Source organism: Stenotrophomonas sp. YJH_SMC_20, from assembly GCF_059367845.1.
In genome coordinates this window covers 431,348-443,004 of record NZ_JCAFRG010000001.1, presented here as the reverse complement: position 1 = coordinate 443,004, position 11,657 = coordinate 431,348, and the positions used below count along the sequence as shown (strand labels likewise).

At 68.1% G+C, this 11,657-nt stretch carries 12 protein-coding genes; 7 read left to right on the top strand and 5 right to left on the bottom strand.

The window, feature by feature from the left end; genetic code table 11:
• Positions 1-10 precede the first annotated feature (10 nt).
• On the bottom strand, positions 11-1,069 hold the full coding sequence (purM, locus tag AC5P6A_RS02050; protein WP_019659436.1) for a phosphoribosylformylglycinamidine cyclo-ligase: 1,059 nt from the start codon (positions 1,067-1,069) through the stop codon (positions 11-13).
• 99 nt (positions 1,070-1,168) lie between these two features.
• On the opposite strand from purM, the gene AC5P6A_RS02045 reads away from it, so the two are divergent.
• Genes AC5P6A_RS02045 through hda form a run of 3 tightly spaced genes read left to right on the top strand, consistent with a single transcriptional unit; the run spans position 1,169 to position 4,181 of the window.
• The gene (locus tag AC5P6A_RS02045) at positions 1,169-2,308 is read left to right on the top strand and encodes a DUF2066 domain-containing protein (protein ID WP_019659435.1); all 1,140 of its coding nucleotides are present in this window, start codon (positions 1,169-1,171) and stop codon (positions 2,306-2,308) included.
• Positions 2,305-3,474, top strand: coding sequence for an AI-2E family transporter (locus tag AC5P6A_RS02040; protein ID WP_111099197.1), 1,170 nt, complete (start codon positions 2,305-2,307; stop codon positions 3,472-3,474). The genes AC5P6A_RS02045 and AC5P6A_RS02040 overlap by 4 nt, the downstream gene beginning before the upstream one ends.
• The gene (gene hda, locus AC5P6A_RS02035; RefSeq protein ID WP_021202582.1) at positions 3,474-4,181 is read left to right on the top strand and encodes a DnaA regulatory inactivator Hda; all 708 of its coding nucleotides are present in this window, start codon (positions 3,474-3,476) and stop codon (positions 4,179-4,181) included. The genes AC5P6A_RS02040 and hda overlap by 1 nt, the downstream gene beginning before the upstream one ends.
• A 491-nt stretch (positions 4,182-4,672) precedes the next feature.
• Here hda and murU read toward each other — a convergent pair whose 3' ends face one another.
• The 4 genes from murU to AC5P6A_RS02015 form a co-directional block, all read right to left on the bottom strand.
• Positions 4,673-5,383 (bottom strand): N-acetylmuramate alpha-1-phosphate uridylyltransferase MurU, encoded by a 711-nt coding sequence (gene murU, locus AC5P6A_RS02030; protein WP_155029073.1) that lies wholly within the window; start codon positions 5,381-5,383, stop codon positions 4,673-4,675.
• Entirely contained in the window at positions 5,380-6,405 is a 1,026-nt protein-coding gene (locus tag AC5P6A_RS02025; protein WP_019659431.1) for an aminoglycoside phosphotransferase family protein, read from the bottom strand. The genes murU and AC5P6A_RS02025 overlap by 4 nt, the downstream gene beginning before the upstream one ends.
• Positions 6,406-6,467: 62 nt before the next feature.
• Positions 6,468-6,737 (bottom strand): GlsB/YeaQ/YmgE family stress response membrane protein, encoded by a 270-nt coding sequence (locus AC5P6A_RS02020; protein WP_019659430.1) that lies wholly within the window; start codon positions 6,735-6,737, stop codon positions 6,468-6,470.
• 70 nt (positions 6,738-6,807) lie between these two features.
• Positions 6,808-8,301 (bottom strand): M20/M25/M40 family metallo-hydrolase, encoded by a 1,494-nt coding sequence (locus AC5P6A_RS02015; protein WP_180876280.1) that lies wholly within the window; start codon positions 8,299-8,301, stop codon positions 6,808-6,810.
• 199 nt (positions 8,302-8,500) lie between these two features.
• Here AC5P6A_RS02015 and AC5P6A_RS02010 point away from each other — a divergent pair, with 199 nt between their 5' ends.
• From AC5P6A_RS02010 to AC5P6A_RS01995, 4 genes are all read left to right on the top strand, one after another.
• The gene (locus tag AC5P6A_RS02010; protein ID WP_032955193.1) at positions 8,501-8,827 is read left to right on the top strand and encodes a ComEA family DNA-binding protein; all 327 of its coding nucleotides are present in this window, start codon (positions 8,501-8,503) and stop codon (positions 8,825-8,827) included.
• A gap of 351 nt (positions 8,828-9,178) precedes the next feature.
• Complete coding sequence (locus tag AC5P6A_RS02005; protein ID WP_134735829.1) at positions 9,179-10,261, top strand: L,D-transpeptidase family protein; 1,083 nt, start codon at positions 9,179-9,181, stop codon at positions 10,259-10,261.
• A 17-nt stretch (positions 10,262-10,278) separates the two neighbouring features.
• Positions 10,279-11,004 carry a murein L,D-transpeptidase catalytic domain family protein gene (locus AC5P6A_RS02000; protein WP_019659426.1) on the top strand — a complete coding sequence of 242 codons (726 nt, stop codon included), beginning with the start codon at positions 10,279-10,281 and terminating at the stop codon, positions 11,002-11,004.
• 34 nt (positions 11,005-11,038) lie between these two features.
• Positions 11,039-11,647: a HutD/Ves family protein gene (locus tag AC5P6A_RS01995; RefSeq protein WP_111104318.1), complete on the top strand. Its 609-nt coding sequence runs from the start codon at positions 11,039-11,041 to the stop codon at positions 11,645-11,647.
• Positions 11,648-11,657: the final 10 nt, after the last annotated feature.

Below are 11,657 nucleotides of genomic sequence, written 5' to 3'. Positions count from 1 at the left end.
GTTGCCGGGCTCAGCCGATGTGGACGCGCTCGGCGCCTTCGGCGGTGACCACCTGGCCGATGGTCCAGTGCTCCAAGCCCTGCGCCCTGACCGCCTCGGACACGGCAGCCTCCTGGTCCGGCGCGACGATCAGCACGAAGCCGATGCCGCAGTTGAAGGTGCGCCACATCTCGCTGTCGGCCACGGCGCCTTCCTTCTGCAGCCACTGGAATACCGGCGGCAGGGTCCAGGACGAGGCCTGGATGTCCAGGCCGAGGCCGTCGGGCACCACGCGGATGATGTTCTCGGTCAGCCCGCCACCGGTGATGTGGGCCATGCCGTGAATGGCCTCGCCGTGTGACTTCAGCAGCGCCAGGATCGGCTTGACGTACAGGCGGGTCGGCGCCATCAGCGCATCGACCAGCTTCACGCCGCCTTCCAGCTCCAGCTCGGCCGGGCGGCCGGCACGGTCGTAGATGCGGCGCACCAGCGAGTAGCCGTTGGAGTGCGGGCCGGACGAGGCGATGCCGATCAGCACGTCGCCGGCAGCCACGCTGGCGCCGTCCTTCAGCTCGCTCTTCTCGACCGCGGCCACCGTGAAGCCGGCCAGGTCGTATTCGCCCGGGGCATACATGTCGGGCATTTCAGCGGTTTCACCACCGATCAGCGCGCAGCCGGCCTCGGTGCAGCCGTTGGCGATGCCGCCCACGACCGCCGCGGCGGTGTCGATGTCCAGCTTGCCGGTCGCGAAGTAGTCCAGGAAGAACAGCGGCTCGGCACCCTGTACCAGCACGTCGTTCACGCACATGGCGACCAGGTCGATGCCGATCGTATCGTGGCGGTTCAGCTGGTGCGCCAGCTTCAGCTTGGTGCCCACGCCGTCGGTACCCGACACCAGCACCGGCTCGCGGTACTTGTTGGACAGGTCGAACAGGGCGCCGAAGCCGCCCAGGCCGCCCATCACTTCCGGCCGGAAGCTGCGCTTGACCAGGGGCTTGATCCGCTCGACCAGCTCGTTGCCGGCGTCGATGTCGACACCCGCGTCACGATAGGTAAGGGGGGAGGGGGCGGAAGACGGGGTGTTGGTCACGGGCGTCGGCGCTGGCAGGGGTTGAACGGGCGATTTTAACAGGCCGCATTGGCGCAAAGGCCGTATTCGGGCAACAATTCCCCCGGATACGTCGAGCCAATGGATGTCCTGATGCGCCGCAGCCTGATTCTGACCCTGCTCCTTGCGCTGAGCCTGCCGGTGGCCACGATGGCCCAGAGCGGCCTTCGCACCGAGGGTGATGTCGCCACCGCCAGTGGCGCGTACGAGGCCGAAGTGCCCGTCAACAGCCAAGCCGAAGCCGATCGCAACGGCGCCCTGGCCCGCGCCCTGAGCGTGGTACTGGGCAAGCTGTCCGGTGATCGCAACGTGATGTCGCGCCCCGGTGTGGTGCAGGCACTGCGCAATGCCAAGGACTACGTGGCCAGCTACGACTACAAGCAGGACCAGAGCGTAGGCGCCAGCGGCGCGCCGAGCTTCCGGACCCTGCTGGTGGCCCGTTTCCGCGAGGACGACGTCGATTCGCTGGTCTCGGCGCTGGGCCTGCCGCTGTGGCCGCAGCCGCGACCAAAGCCGGTGGTGTGGCTGGCCGTGGATGACGGCAGCGGACCGCGCCTGGTCAGCGTGCAGCAGGCCAATGCCGCCCGCCCACTGCTGAACCGCGCCATCGAGCGCGGCTACAAGCTCGGCCTGCCCAGCGGCGGTGCCGCCGAGCAGGCGCTGGCCGGTGCCATCTGGCGCCAGGACAGTGCCGCCGTGGCCCGCGCCTCCTCGCGCTACTCACCGCCGATGCAGCTGATCGGCAAGCTCTACCGCGCCAACGGCGGCTGGCAGGCGGACTGGGTGTTCGTCGACAACGGCCGTGAGCTGAACAAGTGGACCAGCAAGGACGCCAACGCCATGCGGGCGATGGCGGCCGGCGCCGATGGCGCCGCCGATGCGCTGGTCAGGCGCTATGCGAAGGCCGGCGCCGCCGTCGGCCAGGCCGGAACCTACCGCGTGGTGGTCACCGGCATCAACAGTGCCGACGACTACCTGCGCCTGGCCGCCGGCCTGCGCGAGGTGCCGGTGGTGCGCAACGTCACCCCGCTGCATGCTTCGGCCGGCCAGCTGGAGCTGAGCCTGGAGATGACCACCGGCCTGGCCGGCTTCAACCGCATGCTGGGCGACAACGGTGTACTGGTGCCGAGCGCGCCGCTGCCGGCCCTGCCGACGCCGATCGACGACACCACCGGTGCCCCGGTCGCAGCACCGGTCAGCAATGAGTACCGCCTGCGATGACCCTGACCCCGGAAGCGGAAATCGCGCAGTTCCTGCGCCGGCTGAAGTACATCCTGTTCGCCGGCCTGGTCGGCTGGGTGGTGTGGCTGCTGGCCCCGATCCTGACCCCGTTCGTGCTGGCGCTGGCACTGGCCTGGCTGGGCGACCCGCTGGTGGACCGCATCGAGGCCACCGGCCGCTCGCGCATGACCGGCGTGGTGCTGGTGTTCGCGGCGATGGTGCTGGTGATCGTGGCGCTGCTGCTGGTGCTGGTGCCGATGATCGAGCGCCAGATCACCACCCTGATCGCGGTCGCGCCGCAGGCGCAGGCGTGGCTGATGGAAAAGGGGATTCCCTGGTTCGAGCAGAAGACCGGCCTGGAAGTGATGCAGTGGCTGGATCCGGACCGCCTGATCGAGTGGGTGCGCAGCCACTGGCAGCAGGCCGGCGGCGTCGCCACCACGTTCATGGGCTACGTCTCGCGTTCGGGTTTTGCGATGGTGACCTGGGTGGTCAACATCCTGCTGCTGCCGATCCTGGCGTTCTACTTCCTGCGCGACTGGGACAAGCTGGTCGAGCGGGTGGCCTCGGTGATTCCGCGCAACCACATCGGCACCATCACTGCGCTGGCGCGTGAGTCCAACGAGGTGTTGGGGGCGTTCATCCGCGGCCAGTTCCTGGTGATGCTGGCATTGGGCGTGATCTACGCCGGCGGCCTGTCGCTGGTAGGCCTCAAGCTGGGCCTGCTGATTGGCCTGATTGCCGGCCTGATCAGCTTCATCCCCTACCTGGGCGCGACCACCGGCGTGCTGATGGCGGTGATTGCCGCGCTGGTGCAGGCACAGGGTTTCGACCTGAAGCTGCTGATCCTGGTCGGCGTGGTGTTCACCGTGGGCCAGCTGCTGGAGAGCTACGTACTGACCCCGCGCATTGTCGGCGACAAGATCGGCCTGCATCCGGTGGCGGTGATCTTCGCGGTGATGGCCGGCGGCCAGCTGTTCGGCTTCCTCGGCATGCTGCTGGCGCTGCCGGTGGCGGCGGTGACCAACGTGCTGCTGCGCTATGCCCACCAGCGTTACCGCCAGAGCGAGCTGTACGTGGGCGAGAAGCCGGCGATCGTGCTTGATGGCGTGGTCGACGCCCCCCATATCATCGTTCCGACCGACAAGGGCCCCGACCTGAAGTGATGGGCGTGCCGCAACTGCCGCTGGCCCTGCATTACCCGCGGGACCAGCGCCTGGAGACCTTCATCGGCGCGCCGGATGGCGCGCTGGCGCAGCTGCGCGCGATCGCGGTCGGTGCCAGCCACGATTGGGTCTACCTGGAAGGCGCTGCGGGAACCGGCAAGACCCACCAGGCGCTGGCGACGTGCTCCAGCGCCGAGCAGGCCGGGCGCCTGCCGACGTACGTGCCACTGGCCAGCGCCGCCGGCCGCGTTCGTGCAGCGCTCGACGGGCTGGACGCACGCGAACTGGTGGCGCTGGACGGGCTGGACGAGGTTGCCGGCAACCGCGAGGACGAGATCGCGCTGTTTGATTTCCACAACCGCGCGCGTGCAGCAGGCGTGACCGTGCTGTACACGGCGCAGAAGGCGCCGGAAGAACTGGGCCTGGTACTGCCGGACCTGCGTTCGCGGCTGGGCCAGTGCGTGCGCGTGCTGCTGCAGCCGCTGGATGAGGAAGGTCGTGCTGCGGTGCTGCGCGAGCGCGCGCTGCGACGCGGCCTGGCCATCGACGAAGCGGCCATCGAGTGGCTGCTGTCGCACACCGGGCGCGAGCTGGGTGGGTTGATCACGCTGCTGGACTGGCTGGACCGCGAATCGCTGGCGGCGAAGCGGCGGATCACCGTGCCGTTCCTGCGCCAGGTGCTGGAAGAAGGCCGGCCCCGCTACTGAGGGTGGGGTTTGTTTGCAGGGCTGCGCCCTGCACCCGCAGAAGCAACGTCAACGTCAAAAGCTGGCTATCCGTGGGGATGGCGGGGTGGATCCGGTTGCGGGGGGCGCTGCAAGTACGTCCATGTAAGCTCGGTCGCCGCATCCATGCGGCTCACGCCCCCGCAACCGGATCCACCCCGCCTTCGACAGTTGGCCGCGATCTGCCGGGACTGCGTACTGCACTGCTGACTGCTGACTGCTGTTGGTGGGTGTCGACCTTGGTCGTCACCAGAGCAAGCGCAGCGAAGCGACCCGCTTTTGCTTTTCTTTTTTCTTTTCCGTGGCTGGACGCCCACGGAAACTGTCAGAGGCCGGGCGGGGTGGGTTCGCGGGGGTGTCCGCGGCATGGATGCCGCGGCCAAGCCCCCAGGGACGGGTCCACGGCGTCCCCCGCGAACCCACACCGCCCGGCCAAGCACGGCTGTTGATTTGAGCGACCAGCCACGAGGGGCTCAGCCGTTCGCCGCCAACTCAGCATCCAGCGCGCGCAGGCGATCAACGGTCCCGACGTCGGTCCAGCGCCCCCGATGGTGCTGCCCGGTCATCAACCCCTGCGCCATGAAATGCTTCTGCAGCGGCACCACCGAGAATCTCGGCGGCAGCCGCTCGCTGCCCGGCGCATCGCCGATCACCGCGCGCCAGTCGGCCACGATCGAAGGACGGTACACGCCGATGCCGGCATAGGTCAGGCAGGGACCTTCGCGGTCATGGTGCAGCACCCCCTGCGTATCGAGGCGGTAGTCACCGTCGGGGTGTTGCGCCGGATTGTCGACCAGCACCAGGTGTGCCTGGCCCTGCGGCTCGCGCGGCAGCGTGGCGAAATCGAAATCGGTCCAGATATCGCCGTTCACCACCAGGAACGGGGCATCGCCCAGCACCGGCAATGCGTTGAGGATGCCGCCGCCGGTTTCCAGCGGGGTCGGCCCTTCGTGCAGGAAATGCAGGCGCACGCCCCATTGGCTGCCATCGCCCAGCGTTGCAGGGAACTGCTCGGCCAGCCACGCGGTGTTGACCACCACCTCGCGCACGCCGAGTGCGGCCAGGCGTTCCAGGTGCCAGACGATCAGCGGCTTGCCAGCCACTTCCAGCAGCGGCTTGGGCGTGTGCAGGGTCAGCGGGCGCATGCGCTCGCCGAGGCCGGCGGCAAAGACCAGCGCCTTCATCGGGCCACGCGCATCGGTGCACCCAGCTCGGCCAGCGCCGGCTTGATGCGCTCGTCCAGCAGCTGCTGCAGCGGTGCCAGCTCGCGGTAGCGCGGCAGTACTTCATCCAGGTAGCCGATGAAGCGCGGCGCGTCGTCCAGGTAATGGCCCTTGTTGTCGCGGTAGCGCAGGCGGCAGAACAGGCCAAGGATCTTCACGTGGCGCTGGATACCCATCCAGTCGGCATCGCGCAGGAAGGTGGCGCGGTCGGGTACCGGCAGGCCGGCGTCGCGTGCGCGCTCGTGGTACTGCGCCAGCCACTCGTCCACGCGCTGCAGCGGCCAGCTCAGGAAGGCGTCCTTGAACAGGCTCACCGCATCGTAGGCGATCGGGCCACGCACCAGGTCCTGGAAATCCAGCACCGCGGGGCCGTCGTCGACCGGCATCAGGTTGCGCGGCATGTAGTCGCGGTGGGTCATCAGCTGGGCCTGGCCCAATGCGTTGTCCATCAATCGGCGGTGTACCAGCTGCAGCCCTTCGATCTCGCCGCAGTCCAGTTCCAGCTGCAGGTGGCGTTGCAGGAACCATTCGTCGAACAGGCCGGCATCGCGCTGCAGCAGCGCTTCGCCGAACTGGCCGAAGTCGGCCGGTACCGGGATCGCCTGCAGGCGCAGCAGCTGTTCGATCGAACGGCCGAACCATTCATCGGCGTTGCGCTCGTCGAGGATCCTGGCCAGGGTCGGGCCGCCGAGATCTTCCAGCAGCAGGAAGCCGGCTTCCAGGTCCTGCGCCAGCAATGCAGGCACGCGCAGGCCGTTGTCGTGCAGCAGGCCGCGCATGCGCAGCCACGGCCGCGGATCTTCCAGCCCCGGCGGAGCGTCCATCACGATGTGGCTGCCGCGCGTGCTGGTGGTACGCCAGTAGCTGCGCATGCCGGCATCCACCGAAGCGCGTTCGACTACCGCGTTGGCGTCATCGAGCTGGGTACGGGCCCACTGCAGGCGCTGCGCGCTGCGCTGGGGATCGGAGGCGGGTTCGGTCATGCGGGCATATCCGGGCGCGCCGGGCGCGCCAACGTCGGGAGCAGGGGGAAGGAGGGACGGGGTCAGCGGCGGCCGCTGAACAGGCGCAGGACGGCCAGCACGGCCACCGCGCCCACTACCGCACCGAGGAAACCGGCCGGTTCGCCGGGAGCGTACCAGCCCATGTACTGGCCGAACCAACCGGCCACCAGCGCGCCAATGATGCCCAGCACGATGGTCAGCAGGCAGCCCATGCGGTTGTTGCCGGGCATGAAGAAGCGCCCGAGCAGGCCGACGACGAAGCCGACCAGCAGGATGTACAGCCAGCTGCTGCTGCCGAACAGACCATTCATGTGCATGTGTTCCGCTTTGGGTGGACGCAGCCTAGCAAGGCCAGGCTGCGTCCGTCACGGTGTGCCGTAATCAGCAGCAGCCGTGGTCGCCGTGGCGGGTGCCGCTGTCGGCAGCCACCGGCGAACCGCTGGTCTCGCCGCGCAGGCTGGCGGCATAGTGCTCGCTGATCACCTTGGACACGCAGGCGGTGACCTTCTTGCCCATCGGGATGTGCAGGAACTCGTTGGGGCCATGTGCATTGGAATGCGGGCCGAGCACGCCGGTGATCATGAACTGCGCGCCCGGGAACTTCTCGCCCAGCATGCCCATGAACGGGATCGAGCCGCCTTCGCCCATGTACATCGCCGGCTTGCCGAAGAAAGCCTGGCTGGCGTCGTCAATGGCCTGGGTCAGCCACGGCGCCATGGCCGGTGCGTTCCAGCCGGTGGAGGCCTTTTCCAGGTCCAGGGTGATCTGCGCGCCGTTCGGCGGGTCGCGCAGCAGTGCTTCCTTCAACAGTTCGCCGCAGGTCTTGCCATCGGCAGTCGGCGGCAGGCGCAGCGAGAGCTTCACCGAGGTCTGCGGACGCAGCACGTTGCCGGCCGATTCCAGCGGCGGCATGCCACCGACGCCGGTGACCGACAGCGCCGGGCGCCAGGTGCGGTTGAGCACCAGCTCGGTCAGGTCCTCGTTCATGGGGCGCAGGCCGTCGACCATCGGGAACTTCTCGAAGATCTCGGTATCCACCACTTCGGCCGCGCGCTTGGCCTGTTCCAGGCGTTCGGCCGGGATTTCCACGTTCATGCCGTCGATCAGGATGCGGCCGGTGTCCTGGTCCTCGATGCGCGACAGCAGCTGGCGCAGCAGGCGGAAGCTGGACGGCACCACGCCGGAGGCATCGCCGGAATGCACGCCTTCGTTGAGCACCTTCACGGTGAAGTTGCCGCCGGTCAGGCCGCGCAGCGAGGTGGTGCACCACAGCTGGTCGTAGTTGGCGCAGCCCGAATCCAGGCAGACCACCAGCGACGGCTTGCCGATGCGGTCGGCCAGGTGGTCGACGTAGGCCGGCAGGTCGTAGCTGCCCGATTCTTCACAGGCTTCGATCAGCACCACGCAGCGGGCGTGCGGCAGGCCCTGGGCCTGCAGCGCCAGCACTGCGGCCAGCGAGCCGAAGATGGCGTAGCCGTCATCCGCACCGCCGCGGCCATACAGTTTGTCGCCGCGCAGGACCGGGGTCCACGGGCCGAGATCGTCGTCCCAGCCGGTCATTTCCGGCTGCTTGTCCAGATGGCCGTAGAGCAGGATGGTGTCGTCGCCGGTTTCCGGGCCGGAGGCCGGAATTTCCAGGAAGATCAGCGGGGTGCGGCCTTCCAGGCGCACCACTTCAACCTTCAGGCCGGGCAGCTGCTGGGCCCTGGCCCAGTTCTCCATCAGCGTGACCGCCTGTTCCATGTAGCCGTTCTGCACCCAATTGGCGTCGAACATCGGCGACTTGTTGGGAATGCGGATGTAGTCGACCAACTGCGGGACGATTTCACTGTCCCACTTGTCATTGACGAATTGGCCGAGCTTGGCGCTGTCCATCTGAAACTCCGGTTGCATGGGCTGATCCCGCCATTCTACGCCTGTGCCACGGGTAGGGTTTTTCCTACATCACGTCGGGTATTTGGCTGGCTTTTAGAAATCCAGGAAACCGATAGGCTGTGTGCATGTGGTGACGGACACTGTTCCTACCGACGGGATTGCCGGTCGGGACGTCCAGAATCACAAGGAGATACACGTCGTGCCTTGGAGTGTCGTGTTGAGGGCACTGGTGCTGGTCGTGTGGATCGCCGGGGCGCATGCCGCCGAACCGATCGACATCAACCGCGCCGATGCCCAGGCGCTGCAGCAGGGATTGACGATGGTCGGAGCCGCCAAGGCCGAGGCGATCGTCGAGCACCGGCGCAGACACGGCCCGTTTCATCGCGTCGAGGACTTGGCGCAGGTGAAGGGGATAGGGAAAGCCATCGTCGAACGGAATCGACAGCGGATCACCGTAGGCAACAGGTTGTTGCCGGCGGATCCGGTACCCGGATCGGTACCGGTGCGAACCGTACCGAGGCGCTGACAGCAGGAATCGTCGGAACCGGCAGGACGCTGGTTCACCGGTCACGGACAGGACGCCCGTGACCACCGACCGCCGCAGGACGCGGCACCACTCACCAGGATGGTGGCATCACAGACCTGTGGAAGGGGCTGAGATACAAACAGGACAGACGCGGCCGCGTGCAGGATGCAACGCTACCCCCACAGCGCAGGATGCGAGGGGGCGGCAGCAGGCCGACAAGGACGTAACGATTGCCCGGTACGACACATGGCTGTGTCGCCGGGCAATTTCATTTCCGGCGCCTGGTTTTGCCGCGGCCACCACGGGCCGATGGTGTACGGTGGCCGCTCCGCATGGAAAGGACCCCGCTGGATGCTTGTGCACCGCCCCACCACCCTGATGCTCGCCTTGGCACTGACCCTGCCACTGCAGGCCCACGCCGCTGCGCCGACGCCGACAGCCACGCCCGCGGCCGCAGCCAGCACCGCTGAAGTGCGCGGACCGACCGACCTGAAACCGGGCGAATACCTGTGGCATCCGGAAATCTCGCCGACCGGCCCGATCGTGCTGGTGGTCAGCCTCGATGAGCAGCGCGCCTATGTCTACCGCAACGGTATCGCCATCGGCCTGACCACGATCAGCTCGGGCAAGGCTGGGCACGAGACGCCAACCGGCGTGTTCACCATCCTGCAGAAGGACAAGGACCACAGGTCCAACCTCTACAACAGCGCGCCGATGCCGTACATGCAGCGGCTGACCTGGGACGGTATCGCTCTGCATGGCGGCAGCCTGCCCGGGCATCCCGCCTCGCACGGCTGCGTGCGCCTGCCGCAGGCCTTCGCGCAGAAGCTGTTCAGCGAAACCCAGCGTGGCGATACCGTGGTCGTGGCCGATGCCAAGAGCTCGCCGATGACCCTGGCCTATCCGTCGGTACTGGCACCCGTGAATGCGCGTGGGCAGGCCCTGCCGGAGGCAGAGGGCGGAGCGCCGGCGCAGGCGTGGTGGAACGACAGCGCGGCCCCGGCCGGGCAGGTCGGCATCCTGGTCAGCCTGCACGACCAGCGCCTGTACGTGCTGCGCGATGGCGTGATGATCGGCGAGTCGCCGTTGAAGGCGGACGCGCTGCCGGCCTTCCAGGGGACCACGCTGTTCGTGATGGGGCAGGGTTACAGCGACACCCCCAGCCCGCTGGACGTGAACCAGCGCCTGCACCAGTGGACGGCCTACCCGTTGCTGGGCCAGGATCGCGCCCAGGCCACGCCGGACCTGCTGGCCACGCCCTCGCTGCCGATGGCGCTGCCGGCCGATTTCGCCCGCCAGCTGTACCAGGTGCTGGTGCCGGGCACGACCCTGCTGGTGACCTCGCTGCCGGCGGTCCGCCCAAGCCCGGCTGAATCCGGAATGCAGCCGGTCTTGGAATCCGAGCCGCCAGGGTCCACCCTCAAGGGCAACTGAGTCCCCTCGTTGTGCCCATGACTGCATCCCGCCTGTGCCGGCTGGCCGCGTTCGGCCTGCTGGCGACCTCGGCCAGCGCCCCGGCGCTGGCACAGACGCCCGCCCTCGCCACCTCTGCCGATGATCTGGCTGCCCTGCTGTCGCGCAGTGCGCCCAAGGCCGACCGCCACGTGTTGCAGCTGGCGGCGCGCGCCATGCGCTGCGCGCTGCAGCGGCCGGAGCTGGGCATCAACGGTGATCGGCTCAGCGTGATCGATTACTCGCGCCCGTCCACCGAGCCGCGCCTGTGGGTGTTCGACCTGGCCCACCAGCGCCTGCTGTTCGAGGAATGGGTGGCGCATGGCCGCAACAGCGGCGAGAACCGCACCGAGCACTTCTCCAACCGCGATGGCAGTTTCATGTCCAGCCTCGGCGCGTTCACCGCGCAGGAAACCTACATGGGCGGCAACGGCTATTCGCTGCGCCTGGCCGGGCTGGAACCGGGCTTCAATGACCGCGCGCGCGATCGCGCGATCGTCATCCACGGCGCACCGTATGTGAACCCGGCCACCGCTCAGCTGCAGGGGCGCTTGGGTCGCAGCCTGGGTTGCCCGGCGGTGCGCCTGTCGGTGGCCAAGCCTCTCATCGACGCATTGCGCGGCGGCACGATGGTGTTTGCTTACTACCCCGACCAGGATTGGCTGAAGCACTCGCAGCTGCTGGCCGGCGGGTGCGGTGGCCAGGGCACGCTCGCCACGCGGTGATGCACGACGGCGCGCGGCATGATGCAATGCGCCGATGAACATCGACTCCCTGCTGCACACTCCGAGCCAGTTGATCTCCCGCCTGGACTACCGCCGCGAACGTTGGCGCAACGGCCTGGGCTGGACCCGCGAGATCCTGCGCCTGCCCGCGCAGGGGGATGACTGGGCGCTGCGCCTGTCGGTGGCCGAAATCGAACAGGACGCCGCGTTCTCCGCCTTCCCCGGCGTGGAGCGAGAACTGGTGCTGCTGCAGGGCAATGGCGTGCGCCTGCGTTTCGACGATGGCCGCGTGGCCCAGGTGCTGCCGCCGCACGGGCGCGTGCGCTTTGCGGGAGAGGAAAGGCTGCACGGCGAACTGGTGGATGGCACCACCCACGATTTCAACCTGATGTGGAAACGCGATCTGCTGCAGGCCGAACTGCTGCATCGGCCGCTGGTGGGCGCGATGTTCTTCTTCTGCGAACCGGGCGTGGCCTGGGCGCTGCATCTGTTGGCCGGTCAGGCGGCGTTCGGTGCCGACAGTGGCCTGCCGCCGCTGCAGGCCGGCGATACCGCGTGGTTGGCGGCCGGCGAACGTCAGCGGCACGCGTTGCAGGGCGGGGGCGAGTTGTTGGTGATACGGGTCAGTGCGGCGGCGGGATGATGCCTGGGCG